A 16,552-nucleotide genomic window follows, 5' to 3' on the forward strand; every position below is an offset into this window, starting at 1 on the left:
CCAAAATTAAGTAATACCTAACAGTGGTAAGTGGGGATAGAGGTGTGATAATTGTTTTGGATAATTCGATTTATACTTGAATGGCTGATATGGCTTATACTTGCGGATAAAAAGCGTTGGCGAGAGATTTTTCCTGTATCTTTCTTTTCGGGACTTATCGCAGGTACAACAGATATTATTGTAAATCGCTACCGCTTGTGGCAGTATGATGACCATACCTCAATGATACCGGAACTCGTAAATACTTGGGGAATGTATGTTGTCATAGTATACCTATTCATTCAATGGCTACCAAAGCAAAGGACCTTTTGGCGAATGTTTGGATATTGGTTTCTTTGGACGGGTGCTATGATTACCGTCGAATGGATACATGCTTATACTGGACATATAACCTATCCTTTATGGTGGAAAATTTACCATTCATATATTGCTGATTGGATACTTTTTGCGGTATTTTATCAATACTATAAGATATTTCATTTTGAGAAATTATCTAAGTAAGTTTACAATATTTGATGCAAAGTAACTATAAAAAATAACATCTAGGATGATTTCCCTTATGTCTACTTATGAAGGAATTGCCAATACAAGGCTTACTCTGTGGAATCAATTTTTTCCACATTGGCTTTCAGTAGAATTTTTCTCATCTAGTTGGTTCGTAATTGTTTTAAGTATGATACTTCTGTATGCTATACTTATTATGCTCATTGATAAGAGTCGTTTAAGAGAGATGCTTTTTTACGGCTCACTCCTTGCAGTTTCTATTGGTTATATTGATACAATTGGAACTACAATGGGGTGGATTTGGACTGGTTCGGCTCACCTATGCGAACCCCTGTCCATGCAATGATAATAGGAATAGACAATAGTTAGAGCTGATCAAAAAAACAATATATATACGACAAACTCCTGCAAAGCGTCTAGCTGATATGCTCCCTTAATGACATTGACTTGACAGGGGGCAGTTCAAGCCTTGCAGGAGTTTTGTATTTTAAGTATATTTTTAGGGCCATCTCAAATTTTCATTTTAATATATTATTGCTTTATAAAAAATAATATTGAAAACACTAGTGCTCGCCATTTATTAAATTAACGAAATTCGTCATGGCTGCCGTTTGTATTACATCTTTTCTTTGTATTAGCATTGTTGTGCAACTTTGTAGATGCGATGGCAGCTTATAAGCGGTTAGAACGCCTGAGTGAAGCTTATCTTCTATAACAGACTTAGGCAATAAGGAGATTCCGATACCAGCTGACACACTGCCAATAATAGCTTCTAGAGAGCCAAATTCAAAACGTCTTAAAGGTATAGAATTACTCTCCAATAAATATCGCTCAAGCAATGATCGATAAGAGCAGCCAAGGCGGAAAACTAATATTGTTCTATTTCTTAAAATATCCAAAATATCTTGGATATTTTCTTTTTTTTCGGCAACCAGGACCATCTCTTCTCTAAAGCTTTCGATTTCAGTAATTTCAGGATGGTTGACAGGCGCTGCGACAAAGGCCAGGTCAAGCTCGTAATTCAGAACTTGATTAATTAGGTATTCGGTAGTTCCAGTGTGAAGTGATAATTCGACCTTATCATATGAGGAATGATATTTTTTGAGCAGCGAAGGGAGACGAATTGCTGCTGTTGTTTCCATAGAGCCAATTCGCAGTAATCCGCCTGGAACTTCACTTGAGCTCAAGAGGTGGTGCAATTCTTCCGTGAGACTTGTAATCTTTAATCCGTATTCTAGGAAAATTCGACCGGAGGGGGTGAGATGCACTCCTTTTGCATTACGATAAAATAAATTTACTTTTAAGTTTGCTTCTAGTTTTCGTATGCGCGCAGTGACGCTCGATTGTACGTATCCCAGGGCTTCCGCTGCTTGGGTCATGGAACCAAGTGATGCTACTACACGGAATACTTTTATATCTTCAAAATCCATCTTTATCAGCTCCCATAGATAAATCCGATTGCTATCATAGAAACTGATCGCTTCTAATGATTGCTTCTTTATAGTAACATGAAACTGTATTCTTGACTAGGTGGTGATACAATCGAAAAATTGCCGTAGTATTTCAACTCTAGTGGGTGGAATTTGCGCTTTAAGCTTAGCAATGGGAATTTCGCGATTTGGGTTTACACCGATTATTCCACTGATGCAGAGAGATATTGGTATATCAAATTGGGAAATTGCAGTCATGGCTTCTGCAAACTATTTAGGCTATCTTATTGGAGCCTATATCTCAAGAAAGCAGTGGTTTGGAAGGTATGTAAGGGCTTGGATAGGGGTGGAATTAGTTACCAGTGTAATCTTGCTGATAGCCATGACACTCACGCTAAATATTTACCTTTGGACTCTGTTGAGGCTACTTTCTGGTTTTCTTAGCGCAATTTTATTTGTCGTTGCTTCAAGCATTACTTTAGAACAACGGCGAAGTGATTGGGCGAGATATCTTTATAGCGGAGTCGGCATTGGAATTGTGTTTACAGGCATATTTGTACCAATGTTTGACACCATAGGTGGCTGGATAGCCACCTGGCAGGGATTAGCTTTAGGTGGAAGTATCTTTGGAATCGTCGCGTGGTACACTCTATCGAAAGTGTCGCGCCATAATGCTGGGGAACCACGACAGATACAAACCCGAGTTAAGTTTGTGAGGGATTATGAGTGGTACATTCTTCTGGCCAGCTATGGATTTGAAGGTATTGGCTATATCATTACAGCCACATTTATAGTGCAAATGATAAAATCAGTGCCTGAACTCAGTCATATTGCAAACCAAAGTTGGATATTAATTGGTTTGTCGGCAGCTTCCTCAACATATCTCTGGTCACAAATTGCCCAAAAGACAAGTATAAAAGTGAGTTTGATGCTGGCGTATGGGATGCAGGCCATAGGAATTCTTCTGCCAGTTATAATTCCAAGTCAAATTAGTGCTTTAGTTGGAGGCGCTTTATTTGGCGGAACCTTTATGGGGATCACCAGCCTAACAATTTCCTCAGCCTCCCGAATGAAACCGGAAGCTCAAATGCAGGCTATCGGAGAATTGACAACCGTATATGCTTTAGGCCAAATCATAGGACCTATTGTCGCGGCATATCTTCAAAAAAACTTCAACATCTTAGCTCCTAGCCTTTTTGCTGCTGTGATTTTAATATTTGCTTTGTTAGTGTTGATGCCACTGAAAATTAGTAGGAAAGGTGGTGATGAATGATGCCATATGTAAACATAAGGATTACCAAAGAAGGAGCTACACCTGAACAAAAGGCACTATTGATTCAGGGAGCAACTCAACTTCTTGTAGATGTACTGGGGAAGAATCCCAAGACAACAGTTGTTTCAATTGATGAGGTGGATACCGATAACTGGGGAATAGGTGGAGAAACTGTTACTTTACTGCGGAAAAGAAAATAAAACTATGTAAAGCAGTGATACTCAAAAGAACGATTATGGCTAAAACAGGTAATCTGGTTTCTGAATCAGATATTTTTTAGATATTTTTGGGGTCAGGTTTGACTTGTTGGAAATTGACTTAATTTTGTAATAGTAATAAGTCAATTATTTTAACAAGTCAAGCCTGACCCCGCGGAGATTTCGAATGATGAAAATCCGCGAATTCGCGGATTTTTGGTTATTGTTTAACCTCAGTTTTAGCGAGACTATAAATCTTTTGAGTTCCCCATTTGGTAATCAGTCCGAGGGCTACGTAGATTGGAAATCCGTAAGCAGGAACCCATTTTAAAGGGACGTAGAGTTCCAGCCATATAAGTATGGGCTCACCAATCCAGGTGAATGTACCTGCAGCAATTGCTATTACTATTAGATATTCTTTCCAATCTTTATAAGTTTGATAGATAAGCATGTATGTAACTGGTAGGACTGAAAAATTCACCTCTTCAAATCGCGGGAAGAGTGGGAAAATCTCGACTAGATAGGTCCACATGCCGAGTTCGTATCCGATATGATCAAATGTTTCAGAAATAATCATTACCCATGAGCCAAATAGCAACGTTTCGGGTAAATGCTTTTTATCAACCATTTTTATAAAAACAATCCAGGGTAGGATTAGTATTGTTAGCAGCAGCCACCACTGCCAGGTAAACAGGTCGAGGTATCGCCATTCATAGATATCAAGACGGGTGATTTCTAAGGTTAATTCAAGGACTCGATTTGCGATTTCCCGATTATCCAAGCAACGATCCACTCCTTAGGATAAATAATTATTTAACCTCGTTTCTTTTATCTTTTCCAAAATCCCAATATTTATTTTCCAAAATCGTGATAAGCGGCTAGTGGTGTTACCAGGTACGGTTGAACCTGGGGGATCGCATAATACAAAGTCTTGCAAACGAACCGTCCCCTTGCTTCACCCTTCCTTCCGAAATATGGAATAGTGGTTTTTCAAAAATAAGTCTATGATGGGTTGTCGACAAATCAACAAGGTTTGAAGGTTAGTGTCAATAACCCCGTCCCCATGACACGGCTCCTTTAAAAAGAATTGATTAAATCAAGTTTCTTAAGGAATCTCTTGAATTATAAAACTTGCAAGAGGCTTATAATTTCGTAGCTTTTTGCGGAGGGAATGGGGTTAGTTTTATAATTATTATTAGTGCTTGCTAATATGTGTAGAACAACTTTAATTTGGATACGAAAGGGAAGAATATAAGGGATGGAAATAAAAAATAAAATTGAAAGCCTAACAATTGAATATGGTGGACCTTGGATATTTAATCACGTTCAGCGTGTATTAAATTTAATCAAGATAATCGGTGAGAATATAAATTATGATGAAGAGGCTACGTGGTATGCAACGTATCTTCATGATTGGGGGGCATGTCCCCAGTTTAATCCAGAGAAGGTTGAATTAGGACATGAATTAAGATCGAGGAGAGTAGCTGAAACGATCTTATCTGATTGTGAACTATCAGATAGTACCAAAAATATAATTTTTGAAGCCATCGAAAATCATGATTATAGGACTTGCAACCATATAAACTACATTGAAACAACGCTACTACGAGAGGCTGATTTTTTGGATTTCTTGGGTACTATTGGTATAGCTCGAGAATTTGCCAGAGGTCCAAAGGATCTAAAAATATGTTATGAACAGGTAATTGCAAGAAGAGACGGAGTAATCAATAAGTTAACCTTACCAAAAGCAAAAAAGATTGCAGAAATAAGAGTTGTAAAAATGAATGAGTTTCTTGAATTACTTACAAAAGAGAGCTTTGGATATCTATAAGATTAAGGGAGGAGGATTATGATTTATTTAAAGTTATTTACTGATAAACAAAGCCTGTATCCGCCAAATTCATTTATTTCATCGAGTAATTTATTCAGTTGAGCTTGAGATGTTAGCTTGGCTTTTAGCCAGTAGCAGCCATCACCACTAATCCTGTGTGCCTCACATACTTCTTCTTTATTTTTAATAAAAGTTCGAAAGTCTGCATGGCGTCCTGATTTTAAAAAAATGGTTATCAAAGCAATTTGACTAATTCCTAATAAGTCATCATCTAAAATAACGCTATATCCTTTTAGAACACCTAAATCTTCTAGACGGTGAACTCTATCAGCAACAGCTTGTCCGGTTAGATGGACTTTGGCACCGATATCTTTCCACAACATACGCCCATTTTCTCTAAGACATTTAACAATTTCTAAATCGGTTGAGTCTAGTAACGTCATTCAAATTCCTCCATCCGTCAGTCAGTTTTTTAAACATCCAATAAAATTAGATATTCAACAGAATTTGTTTGGTAACCTTTCTAATAAACAGCAGAATTTTTCCGCTTACTAGAAAAAACAAATATAGTTTCAAAAAGAGGGGCTGGCCAATATTATACAGAAAACACACCTATGGTTAAAAAAAATTACTCAGTTTCCGGTTATTTTTGATTTGGAGGGGAAAATAGTGAAAGTAGCCTTATTGATTATTGACATGCAAAATTATTACGCTTTTTCTAATGAGGAAAAAACTCAGTTAACTCTAAAAGCGGTCGAATTTATAAATGTAGCTATTGATCTGTTTCGTAAAAAGAGACTACCGATTATTTGCATACAGCATATGGATAAAGCAGAAGGTATTATTCCTGGAACTGAAGGATTTAACAATATTGAACAGCTTAATATTGTTTCTAGTGATATCCACATCATGAAGACCTATGGCAATGCGTTTAATAAGACGAACCTTGAGAAAAAATTAAAAGAACTCGATGTTGATACTATCATCCTAACGGGTTATTGTGCTGAGTACTGCGTGCTTTCTACATATCGCGGAGCGCTAGACATAGATATAGCACCTATTATTCTTCGGAATGCCATTGCCAGTGGCGCACTGGAGAATATCCGATTTGTTGAAAGTGTAAACGAAGTGATATCATTAGGAGCACTCCAGAGCGTGGTCTCATAAACGTTAATTCTAGGATGGGAACATAACCTCAGTCAACGATTTGACTGAGGTTATGTTCGTCATTTAAAAACCTTTTTTCAGCTAGGGGATTGACTTTGCTTAGCTGGTCTCTTGACACTACTATAGTTGTAGGTTAAATCCCAAGATACTATTTGCTAATGTATATATAATGGAGGGTAAACTAAAAGGGACAAGTTGATCATCCCTTCCATTCATTTGGTAATAGACTCTAATATAATTGAGAACAGTATTAATAATGCAATTAGAAGAAAGGTGGTAGACTTATGAAAAATATTATTGTGCTTATAACAGATTGGTGCCCACATTGTAAAAGAGCAATTGATTGGATTGATGAAGTAAAGCAAGAGAATCCGAAATATAAAGATATTAAAGTGGAAATCATTGATGAAGAGAAGACTCCTGCAATTGCAAAGCAATACGATTATTATTATGTTCCAACTTATTATGTAGAAAAGCGTAAAATTTTTGAAGGTGGCACTACTAAAGATATTGTACGTAAAGTGTTTGAAGAAGCCATTAAAACAGATATTTAACTTTTATGGATTTTCATTACTATGGCATTCGGGGGCGGACTAGGGGAACCCATGGCGATGTTGCTTTTTTGACAACTTCTAATACCGCTCTTGCTGACTCTTAAAAATAGGGGTGTCGCAGGGTGTCGTGGGGATGCCGAACCTTCTAATTTATCGTACATTAGAAGGAATCAGTGGGACGGTTCTATTGCTTCTTATATTTCTAAGGTATAGCACCTTTAAGGAAGCAAATGAACTTATTTACTTTTTATTACACTATAGTTTTATGACATTGGTCTGCCGTCCCCGCGATTACTTATAATGTTATTTGACTACTGCTTGCGCAATATGGGCATATTTGCGTCCTTGCAAGTAACGTCTTTGGATCTCTGCTTGATTCAAATTCTCATGAAGATGAAGTCCCAAGTTGGCGAGATCTGAGGCTAGCATTGATGGATCAAAGCCGGTTTTCATTGGCTCACCCGCCGCCTGCACTTGCGCCAGCTCTTCTTGTATTTGTGTATCGGTTTTTTGTGCGTCGAATATATCGATATCAAAATAATCGAAAACAATCCTACTGCCAGTAGGCGCGATAGTGGCAATAGTGCGCAAAGTTGCGAATACTTCCTCACGGGTCAAGTACATAGTGACACCAAGCCAACTAAAAAAGCTTTTAACCTGAGGGTTATAGGATGATTTTTTTAGTGCTGCATCCAAGCTCTCTTGCGTAAAATCCATTGGAATAAAGTTGAGCTGTGTTGGAACTGCCCAACCTAATTCCTTAATACGTTGTGTTTTAAAGTTTTGCGTATTCGGATGGTCGATCTCGAAGACTTGGAGGTTTACTAATATATCCGAACGTCGAAATGCGAATGTATCCAATCCTGCTCCGAGTATTACATACTGTTGTGTACCTTGTTTGATAGCCGCTTCGAGAGTTTCCTCGGTATATCGTGAACGACTTAGAAGAATAGAGCGACTGTTCATTGCTCGTGCTACCAACTTTAATGCAGTCGCTTGATCGGGAAGTGATGCGGCGAGTTCGGGGGCTTTTAGCTGAAGGTGTTTTGTTAGCCCTTCTTCTATAAGTAAGCGATTTTCGTCGGGAATAATTTGATCGGCTAAAAAGTCATCAAAAATTTTGGGTTCATCATATTTGGCGTGATAGGCACGAAGATAGGCGCACATTATTGCCGTAAGACTGAATTGATTTTCTTTCATTTGAATATCCTCCTTTAGAACCATATCCTGAAAGTTTTGACGGATTATCGTTCTAAAAGAAGCATATCAACTTGACATATATTTGTCAAGTTGATAATATTTCATTATATCACATAAAATATTATTTGTCAATCGTTGTTTTCGGTAATAAACGCGGTTATAAACGCGGTTATAAACGGATATCTGTTAAAAAACTATAAAATATCAATAAATATCTATTAAATCATGAACCGTAAACCGTCACCTGACTCATAAAAATTAGCATTTATTGTGATTTTCCTTCAAGGTATAGGGTACCATCGCTCTGCAACTCCGCAAAGAAGATATCAGCAAATGAATGGTAGCCCGCCTTGTTAATCTCCTCCAAGACCCATTCTTTAGTGAGGTTAATTTCTTTCAGATTTTTTGCTACCAACTGGCCGTCAACAATGAGTTCTGTAGGTAGATATAAACGCGGAGATGGGGTGATGTTGAGATCCATTCTTGTGATTCCCTCAAGTTGTGACTTTTTCAATATGCTGAGTTCCCCATTGGGCTCTAGAATAGCATAGTCTACATCCTTTATGGAAAAGACATTATTTGTTCTTAGCATCATACTAAGATCATCCATATTGAGTCGATGGTTGGCTAGTTCTTTTTGCATTATTTGTCCCCGATTTATGATGATTGTCGGCTCACCGTCTAATGCAACTCGTATCGTAGGGGATTTAAGGCTGGCATATTCGACCGCAAAGGTCATAATTGCCCAGATGGTGAGGCCAGCAAGTCCATCTGCAATTGCAACATCTTTATGTACGACCATATCGCCGGCTATATTACCCATTGCAATTCCAGTTATATATGTAAAGTAGGTCAGCTGTCCGAGCTGTTTCTTACCTAAAATTCTAGTAAGAGTCAATAAAAAGACAAAGCCAATTACGGTTCGTAAAGACGTTTCCATAACTGATTCCATTCAGTCACCCTCCGATAGACGAACATTTTCATATGTTATGAGCCTTTACTCGTTGTAAAGGCTTTACATAGTAGCTATTTACTAGTCTGTTGTGTATCTTGATTAGAATAGTTTTCCTGAACCGTACCAAGGCGACTGTTTAATTGAGCAATGTGTCTGACCATATCTTGTTCCATTTGCTGGAACATTTGCTTTGCGGTCTGGTCTTGAGTAGATTGGACGAATTGAGCATAAGATCCTTGAGCGGATTTGGCCGTAGCTAGCGCCTTTTGCAAATCTTGTTGTACAGTCATGCAATTTCCCTCCAGTTATATGTATTACAGTTATTATTTGAAGTCAGGGTATTTGGTATACTAGAAATTTAAATCTCATATTGGGACTGGTACCGATACTCTAGCAATGGAGCTTGTAAAGTTTTGGGTAAAAGTATAGCAATTCCGACTCCCTACCTTAAGGGGTCGAACGTATCGCAAAACTCCTGCAAAGTAGCCTAGCCTTGCAGGAGTTTGTTTCAAATCGCTAAAGTGAGACAAAGAACCGCCACCTGACTCGTATTGTAGCGCCTGGAAAAACATTAGATGATTTTGAGCGAGACTGGACACAATTTGTGGAATTAAGTAATGTATATGATTAGAAAAAGAGCAGGTTGAAGAGATTCAGTCTGCTCTATCGGAGTTTAAATTAACCATGTAGTTCTCGCAATAATGTACTATGCTTATTTAATTTTAAGATGTAAAATTTATAAGAATACTTTGAGAGGAACATACTTTATGAATATTACATCTTTTTTAATATACTGCGTTATTGTTACATTTACACCTGGCCCTACCAATATTGTTATATTATCCACAGTACATAATTTTGGAACAAAGAAAGCGATGGAATATACATATGGGGCAACGATTGCTTTTGGTGCATTGCTTGCTATTTCAGCTATTTTAAATACCATGCTTGTGGCGATAATACCAAAAATTTTGATTGTAATGCAAGTAAGCGGAAGCTTGTATATTTTGTACCTAGCTTATCAAATATATATAATGGATACATCAACCTCGACAGCAAGTCAAACTACTATTACATGGAGGTCTGGTTTCATTATGCAGTTTGTAAATCCCAAGGTGGTGCTGTTTACAATGACGGTAATTCCAAGCTTTGTTATGCCATACTACACAGCACCGTCTACATTGGCAATATATGTTGCAATTACTACCCTTATTGGCTTTTTAGCCTTTATCACTTGGGTGCTTTTCGGTACAATATTTAAGGAGTTTTTACAGAAACATCAAAAGAATGTTAATATAATTATGGCATTGTTTTTAGTTTATTCTGCGATAATGGTGTCGGGAGTAGTTGAAATTATTTCGAGGTGAAGCATGTGGAAAAATTTATATATAAAATGTCATCAGGCATTACTGCGTTATCAGCAAGTTTTACTGATTTTACATATAAAAAGCATTGTCATAAGGAATATGCGCTGGGTGTAACCTTGCGTGGCATTCAGCAGTATAATTTAGATGGCAGTTTACAGTCATCATATAAAAATGGAGTTATGCTTTTTTATCCTGAACAAGCACACGACGGTATGGCACATGATAAGATGGGTATTGATTATGTAATGTTATATATTGAACCAATGTTATTTTTAGAGACACTTAATAAAAAGGATATAGTACGTTTTTCTTCCCCTATAGTGTATAATCAAGAACTTGAGAAAAGTATATTAAATCTTTCTAGTGCAATATTAAGCGAAAAAGATGAAGCGTTGTGCAGCGAGCTGCTTTTATCTCTCGTAGATAACTTTACTTCAACTAATATTTGTACACATTACAAAAAGGATAATGCTCTAATTAAAAAAGCGAAGGAAATAATTTATTGTAAATTAGAAAATACATTAAAACTTGATGATATATGCAAAGAGCTTAACATGTCAAAGTTTCAGTTTATTAGATTATTTAAAGCTAATACTGGAATTTCACCATATCAATATTTCTTATTTTGTAAGGTAAATCATGCAAAGAAGTTACTAAAAGAAAAAGATATTTACTCAGCCATAGCAGAATGTGGTTTTGTTGATTTATCACATTTAAATAAGCACTTTAAAAGAATATATGGAATAACAGCGTTTGAATATAAATCACATTTAAATTAGACAAGAGGTATAAAATGGAATTTGATACTAAGCTTATAGTTATACTCAGAGATGACCTTTTAACATGAAAATTACTACTGGAGAGGTTAAAATGGAAATTAAAAAGATTAAAATTGATAAGAAACAATTTCTTGATTTACTATTATTGGCAGATGAACAAGAAGACATGATTGATAGGTACTTAGACTACGGGGATATGTTTGCTTTATATGATGGTGACTTAAAGAGTGTCTGTGTGGTAACGTGTGAACCCAATGGCATTTGCGAATTAAAGAATATAGCCACTTATAGCCAATATCAAGGGCATTTTCTTCATACCGCATTAAGAATTTACTGCTGCATTATTCAAATTAACTCATGAGCCATTACCAGAAGAAAATGATTGATTACCTCGAACTATGAACCTTTCCAGTGCAATAAAAAGAATAGGTAGTAAATGAAGTGAAGCGTCTTATTACCAACAAGACACTTCACTTCATTTTGATACAAGCTCACGCAGCCTTCTAAGTAGTTTACTATGAAAAAAACTACTACAGATCGTACTTGAATATAACAAATTGGCATATTATGATAAAAACAAGAATTGAGGAATTCTATGAAATATATCGACTTTCTTGAATTGTGCGAGCAGTATCGACTTGAAAAGGATTATAGTCTTTCTGCACAAATTCTACCCTCTGTACGTACATTTATAAACCACTCGAATAACAGAAAATTGCCTGTTATATGGCTAGAAACAAGTGATAGTGGCGATAACAACATTGCATTCATGAATACGACCTACCCTTATTTACACCAAGTGCTTACAGATATGATTGACCTTTTATATAGTAATACCTTTATGGCGGCACAAGGAGAAGATGCTCTGGACTTACTCTTTGAGTCAGCCGAAGAATTCCAAGGAGAATTTGTACTCATTGTCGAAGGTGCCATTCCAACCAAAGATAACGGTATTTATAACATTATCGCACGAACCAAAAATGGAAATATTACCGCACTAGATGCTGTTACTAACCTTGGTGGAATGGCGCAGTACGTGGTTGCTGCGGGAACTTGCGCTAGTTTCGGCGGTGCTTCCTCCGCAGCTCCCAATACAACTGGATCGGTAGGTGTGGGTAGCGTACTTAAACGCGAAGTTATTAACGTAAGTGGTTGTCCTGTAAATCCAGATTGGCTCGTAGGAACGCTTGCCCATCTACTCATGTATGGGAAACCAGAACTTGATGAGTTAGATAGGCCGAAGCTTTTTTATGGAAATACAGTTCATCGCCACTGCCAAAGGCGTTCCTACTTTGATAAAGATGACTTTGCTAAAAAACTCGGTGATGTGGAGTGTATGTTCTCTCAGGGGTGTGTTGGTCCTCGGACCGGATCGGACTGCCCATATCGTCAGTGGATTAATCATGTTAGCTGGCCTGTAAAAGTAAATACTCCTTGTATCGGTTGCACGAACCAAGATTTTCCGGATGCTTCAGCACCTTTTTTTAAGCCATTACCTGAGAAGAATAACATTCAGCAATCCAACCATAAAGCATCAGCAAGTGAGAAGGGAGACAATAATGAGCCAGCACAAAATAATCTTTAGCCCAGTAACTCGATTGAGCGGTCTGCTATCGGTGGAACTCACAGTAGATAAAACCTATATTAGTGAAGCCGATGTCTGCTGCACTATGTTTAGAGGTTATGAATACATTATGCGCAATCACCACGTAACAGACGCGGTCTATTTAACGCAGCGCATTTGTGGGATCTGTTCAACTGCACATGGAGCCGTTGCTAGTTATTTACTCGATAAACTCTATGATAACGATATAGAAGAAAACGCTCAATATTTACGAAATATTATGCTGGCTGCCGATTTCCTCCAAAACCATATCAGACATTTCTATTTTTTCGAACTACCTGATTACGTTATAATGCCTGAACAACCTCCATTCTTACGCCAAAACTGTTTCGACTGCCGTCTTGCTGAAGAACAAAATCAACGTTTAGCCGGGAATTATATCAGAGCAGTGAAAGCCTCAGAACAATGTCACCAAATCTTAGCCCTGTTTGGTGGAAAGGCTCCACATCAGCATAGTTTTGTTCATGGTGGCGCGGCTGTTGCACCCACGACTGATAAAATAATGCAATCTCTTGCTCTCTTAAAGGATATCCGTGATTTTGTGAATCGGTGTATGATGGCAGATACTGAATTAATAGCTCACTGCTATGATGATTATTTCCATATTGGTAAAACAGCGGGTCGTTTTCTGTCTTTTGGTTTATTCTGTTTTGGAGAGAAAAACAATAATTTTCTGTTGAAAAGTGGGGTCTTGGAAGATAAACAACTGACAAAACCAAGGTTAGATCTAATACAAGAAGACATTGCACATGCTTGGTTCCATCGTAATAAGTTGATGAACGCAACAGAACCTGCTCCTTACAAATCTGGTGCGTATACTTGGACAAAGGCAGTCTTATACAAAGGAAAGCACTATGAAGGGGGACCACTTGCTCGTATGATAATAAATGGTCACTATACAGGTGGTACATCAACGATGGATCGAATCATAGCTCGATCTATTGAAACTCTCATGATAACAGAACTAATGGAAGAATGGTTGAAGAAGTTGCAACCTGGCGAGCCTCCAATAAAGCAAAAAAAACAGTTAGTATCAAACCAGGCGATCGCAGTCATGGATGCCATGCGCGGTCCTTTACTTCATAGCGCACTTATAAACAATGAGGAAGTAGCAATGTATGATATTATAACACCCACCGGCTGGAATTTTTCTCCCAAAGATGAATATGGTAATCTCGGTCCCGCAGAAATAGCACTGGTCGGCACATATTTGCCTTCACCTGATCTTAAATATGTTATACCTGGTCGAATTATTCGTTCTTTTGATCCCTGTATATCATGTGCAACTCATTAATGTGTAAATATGAGTAACTTTATCAAATTAATAGGAGTGTCGCAGGGGCGGGGATCGACAATTCAACCAGTTTGAAGGTTAGTGTCAATAACCCCGTCCCTGTGACACCCTTCGAAAACTTGCTTTCGTCTTAACGTTTCGATCTTTTCTTCTTTTAGCAATATGAATTTAACATATGAACGAGTCAACTGACGGTTATCCGACTAGTTAATGTACAAGCAATCATTGCTAAGGAAGAAACAGCCTATCCATTAGTGGAGCAGTACTGTGTCTTTCCTATTAAGAGCAACTATCAACTTTACGGCCTACAAACCTTACAAGGCACATACCCGCATCAACAACTTCATCTCTACTATTATAAGCGCCTTGTGATCTGGTATAAATTAACCTTGGATAAAAGAAAGGAAGGAACTTAAAAAAATATGGACTGATTGATCCAGAATTGTTATACTAATAATATTCGGAGGATGAAAAAAATGGCAAGACCTAAAGAATTTGAAAGAAAAGAAGCCTTGGCTCAAGCCATGAAGGTCTTTTGGCTAAAGGGTTATGATGGTACGAGTATTCCCGACTTAATAGAAGCAATGGCAATAAGTCGGTCTAGTTTGTATGATACTTTTGGTGACAAAAGGCAACTGTTTTGTGAGACCATAGAGTATTACGCTGCGATGGTCAGGCAACGGCGTAGTGAGATACTGGCATCGGCACCTTCTCTACGACAAGGTATAGCTTGTTTTTTGCAAGAGATAATAGATCTAGCTGTACATGAAGGTTATCCAGGAGGTTGCTTTTTTACCAATACAGCTACGGCATTGGTTACAGCTGACCAAGAGACTCGTGAGATAATACGGGGCAGCGCCGAAAAGATGGAAGACGAGCTGACTGCTTTCATTGCACAGTGGCAAGACCGTGGTGAACTTGCTGCTGGACGGGATGTTCGGTCTTTGGCTAGGTTCTTCGTGGCTTTAGCTACTGGCATGAATGTAGACGCCAGACGACGTTGTAACCGCGGTGTTTTGGAAGATATGGCCAAGGAGGCGCTAACAGTTTTAAACTGAGGGTATTTATAGGCATCGATTTTTTGAATCGATGCCTACATATAAATAATTCTGGACTAAACAGTACAAAAAGGAGACGGTGGCATGGAAGAAAAAATTTTGGAGGAAATTCGTCGGTTCGTAGCGACAAGTCTGGGAAATCGGCATGAGGAAACGGGGTTGATACATTTTTCAGAACCTCTGGTGGGTTATGCATCTTGGGATGATCCCTTGTTCAAGGAGTACAAGAATAGTATTGGCGAGTTTCATCTTACGCCACGCGAAATCTTCGCAGCTACTTTGGATGATAACAAGGTAGTAGTCGGAACAGTAATCTGTTGGGTCTTGCCTATCAGCGAAATAGCAAGACAAAGTAACCGTTTGCAGGAGCAGTGGCCTGGACGGGAGTGGGCTCTAACTCGATATTTTGGTGAAGAATTTAATTGCGAACTTCGTCGTCATATGGTTGAGTATCTTACTGGACTTGGCTATCAGGCGGTAGCGCCAACACTATCAGGCGTATTTCAGTGTTTTTCAGACACACCAGTAGGCATTGCCTCCAATTGGTCGGAGCGACATGCAGCCTATGCGGCAGGTTTGGGAACTTTCAGTATGAATGATGCATTCATCTCAGAAGCTGGTATGGCTATGCGATTAGGATCGGTCATCACCGACCTAAACCTGCTGCCAACTTTACGAAAAGAACAGGATTACCGAGCCAATTGTTTAAATTGTAATGCCTGTATTTCTCGTTGTCCCGTAGGGGCGATTACGATGAGCGGTCATGATAAGATCAAGTGTCGGAATTATTTATTTTGCGAAGAGTCAGTGCAGTTGGCTGAAAAATATGGTGGGAAAAGGACATCTGGTTGTGGTCTTTGCCAAACTCGTGTACCCTGTGAATTTAAAAATCCAAGGGGAAAAACGAAGCAAGATAATGTACTCCCTAGAGATGATGGCAATGGCCAAGAAAAGTGGGAGAGAATTTAAGGGTAAAAATTCCGCTGAACTCTCTTTTTTTATATAGCTAAATGTAGGTTTCCCTATATTTATAATGTAAAAAACTAACGGAGAGGAGTGTCAAGAGACCAGCTAACTAAAGTCAAGCCCTCACTAGGAGTGTCAAGGGGACGGGGTTGTCGACAATTCAACCAAGGATAGTGTCGATAACCCCGTCCCTGTGACATAGTCATTATTGGTTATGCAAAGATCATAAGCGGCAGCTTTTAATTTACATTGGGCAAGAAATTGTTTATATGTCATACCCATGTGCTCTCGAAACTTTAGGAGTGTCAAGGGGACGGGGTTGTCGACAATTCAACCAAGGATAGTGTCGATAA

21 protein-coding genes are annotated in these 16,552 nt (G+C 38.2%); 14 read left to right on the forward strand and 7 right to left on the reverse strand.

The genetic code is table 11. The features are described 5' to 3' along the window. Positions 1-51: 51 nt before the first annotated feature. Positions 52-501: a CBO0543 family protein gene (locus LMF89_RS21420; RefSeq protein ID WP_229536865.1), complete on the forward strand. Its 450-nt coding sequence runs from the start codon at positions 52-54 to the stop codon at positions 499-501. 58 nt (positions 502-559) lie between these two features. Further along, positions 560-850, forward strand: coding sequence for a hypothetical protein (locus tag LMF89_RS21425; RefSeq protein ID WP_229536866.1), 291 nt, complete (start codon positions 560-562; stop codon positions 848-850). Between the two features lie 217 nt (positions 851-1,067). Here LMF89_RS21425 and LMF89_RS21430 read toward each other — a convergent pair whose 3' ends face one another. Next, positions 1,068-1,934: a LysR family transcriptional regulator gene (locus LMF89_RS21430; protein ID WP_229536867.1), complete on the reverse strand. Its 867-nt coding sequence runs from the start codon at positions 1,932-1,934 to the stop codon at positions 1,068-1,070. 142 nt (positions 1,935-2,076) lie between these two features. Here LMF89_RS21430 and LMF89_RS21435 point away from each other — a divergent pair, with 142 nt between their 5' ends. Both LMF89_RS21435 and LMF89_RS21440 read left to right on the forward strand, forming a co-directional pair. After that, entirely contained in the window at positions 2,077-3,207 is a 1,131-nt protein-coding gene (locus LMF89_RS21435; RefSeq protein ID WP_229536868.1) for a YbfB/YjiJ family MFS transporter, read from the forward strand. Next, on the forward strand, positions 3,204-3,407 hold the full coding sequence (locus tag LMF89_RS21440; RefSeq protein ID WP_229536869.1) for a tautomerase family protein: 204 nt from the start codon (positions 3,204-3,206) through the stop codon (positions 3,405-3,407). The genes LMF89_RS21435 and LMF89_RS21440 overlap by 4 nt, the downstream gene beginning before the upstream one ends. A gap of 217 nt (positions 3,408-3,624) precedes the next feature. On the opposite strand, the gene LMF89_RS21445 is transcribed toward LMF89_RS21440, so the two are convergent. Continuing rightward, positions 3,625-4,185 (reverse strand): CBO0543 family protein, encoded by a 561-nt coding sequence (locus LMF89_RS21445; RefSeq protein WP_229536870.1) that lies wholly within the window; start codon positions 4,183-4,185, stop codon positions 3,625-3,627. Between the two features lie 477 nt (positions 4,186-4,662). Between LMF89_RS21445 and LMF89_RS21450 the strand changes: the two genes are divergently transcribed. Next, a complete protein-coding gene (locus LMF89_RS21450) occupies positions 4,663-5,235 on the forward strand; it encodes an HD domain-containing protein (RefSeq protein ID WP_229536871.1) in 573 nt (190 codons plus the stop codon). A gap of 23 nt (positions 5,236-5,258) precedes the next feature. Here the strand turns inward: LMF89_RS21450 and LMF89_RS21455 are convergent, their stop codons facing one another. Next, complete coding sequence (locus LMF89_RS21455) at positions 5,259-5,678, reverse strand: Lrp/AsnC family transcriptional regulator (protein WP_229536872.1); 420 nt, start codon at positions 5,676-5,678, stop codon at positions 5,259-5,261. 226 nt (positions 5,679-5,904) lie between these two features. Here LMF89_RS21455 and LMF89_RS21460 point away from each other — a divergent pair, with 226 nt between their 5' ends. Together LMF89_RS21460 and LMF89_RS21465 are read left to right on the forward strand one after the other, a co-directional pair. Continuing rightward, the gene (locus LMF89_RS21460; RefSeq protein WP_229536873.1) at positions 5,905-6,402 is read left to right on the forward strand and encodes a cysteine hydrolase family protein; all 498 of its coding nucleotides are present in this window, start codon (positions 5,905-5,907) and stop codon (positions 6,400-6,402) included. Positions 6,403-6,686: 284 nt separating this feature from the next. Then, positions 6,687-6,956 (forward strand): thioredoxin domain-containing protein, encoded by a 270-nt coding sequence (locus tag LMF89_RS21465; protein ID WP_038672780.1) that lies wholly within the window; start codon positions 6,687-6,689, stop codon positions 6,954-6,956. A gap of 303 nt (positions 6,957-7,259) precedes the next feature. On the opposite strand, the gene LMF89_RS21470 is transcribed toward LMF89_RS21465, so the two are convergent. From LMF89_RS21470 to LMF89_RS21480, 3 genes are all read right to left on the reverse strand, one after another. After that, positions 7,260-8,156 carry a class I SAM-dependent methyltransferase gene (locus LMF89_RS21470; protein ID WP_229536874.1) on the reverse strand — a complete coding sequence of 299 codons (897 nt, stop codon included), beginning with the start codon at positions 8,154-8,156 and terminating at the stop codon, positions 7,260-7,262. Between the two features lie 265 nt (positions 8,157-8,421). Next, positions 8,422-9,108: a YetF domain-containing protein gene (locus LMF89_RS21475; RefSeq protein ID WP_229536875.1), complete on the reverse strand. Its 687-nt coding sequence runs from the start codon at positions 9,106-9,108 to the stop codon at positions 8,422-8,424. 74 nt (positions 9,109-9,182) lie between these two features. Further along, positions 9,183-9,401: a DUF1657 domain-containing protein gene (locus LMF89_RS21480; RefSeq protein WP_229536876.1), complete on the reverse strand. Its 219-nt coding sequence runs from the start codon at positions 9,399-9,401 to the stop codon at positions 9,183-9,185. Between the two features lie 477 nt (positions 9,402-9,878). Here LMF89_RS21480 and LMF89_RS21485 point away from each other — a divergent pair, with 477 nt between their 5' ends. The 7 genes from LMF89_RS21485 to LMF89_RS21515 all read left to right on the forward strand — a co-directional run bounded on the left by LMF89_RS21485 (position 9,879) and on the right by LMF89_RS21515 (position 16,202). After that, a complete protein-coding gene (locus LMF89_RS21485) occupies positions 9,879-10,478 on the forward strand; it encodes a LysE family translocator (RefSeq protein ID WP_229536877.1) in 600 nt (199 codons plus the stop codon). 5 nt (positions 10,479-10,483) lie between these two features. Further along, positions 10,484-11,257, forward strand: a complete 774-nt coding sequence (locus LMF89_RS21490) for an AraC family transcriptional regulator (RefSeq protein WP_229536878.1) — start codon at positions 10,484-10,486, stop codon at positions 11,255-11,257. Positions 11,258-11,348: 91 nt separating this feature from the next. Continuing rightward, positions 11,349-11,618: a hypothetical protein gene (locus LMF89_RS21495; protein ID WP_229536879.1), complete on the forward strand. Its 270-nt coding sequence runs from the start codon at positions 11,349-11,351 to the stop codon at positions 11,616-11,618. 234 nt (positions 11,619-11,852) lie between these two features. Then, positions 11,853-12,842 carry a hydrogenase small subunit gene (locus tag LMF89_RS21500; protein ID WP_229536880.1) on the forward strand — a complete coding sequence of 330 codons (990 nt, stop codon included), beginning with the start codon at positions 11,853-11,855 and terminating at the stop codon, positions 12,840-12,842. Further along, on the forward strand, positions 12,817-14,175 hold the full coding sequence (locus LMF89_RS21505) for a nickel-dependent hydrogenase large subunit (protein ID WP_229536881.1): 1,359 nt from the start codon (positions 12,817-12,819) through the stop codon (positions 14,173-14,175). Before LMF89_RS21500 ends, LMF89_RS21505 begins: the two co-directional genes overlap by 26 nt. A gap of 476 nt (positions 14,176-14,651) precedes the next feature. After that, positions 14,652-15,233, forward strand: coding sequence for a TetR/AcrR family transcriptional regulator (locus LMF89_RS21510; protein WP_229536882.1), 582 nt, complete (start codon positions 14,652-14,654; stop codon positions 15,231-15,233). Positions 15,234-15,317: 84 nt separating this feature from the next. Next, on the forward strand, positions 15,318-16,202 hold the full coding sequence (locus LMF89_RS21515; protein WP_229536883.1) for an epoxyqueuosine reductase: 885 nt from the start codon (positions 15,318-15,320) through the stop codon (positions 16,200-16,202). Between the two features lie 132 nt (positions 16,203-16,334). Here the strand turns inward: LMF89_RS21515 and LMF89_RS21520 are convergent, their stop codons facing one another. Then, positions 16,335-16,475, reverse strand: coding sequence for a hypothetical protein (locus tag LMF89_RS21520; RefSeq protein ID WP_229536884.1), 141 nt, complete (start codon positions 16,473-16,475; stop codon positions 16,335-16,337). Positions 16,476-16,552: the final 77 nt, after the last annotated feature.

It is taken from the genome of Pelosinus baikalensis (assembly GCF_020819555.1).
In the GTDB taxonomy this organism is placed as follows: Bacteria; Bacillota; Negativicutes; order DSM-13327; family DSM-13327; genus Pelosinus; species Pelosinus baikalensis.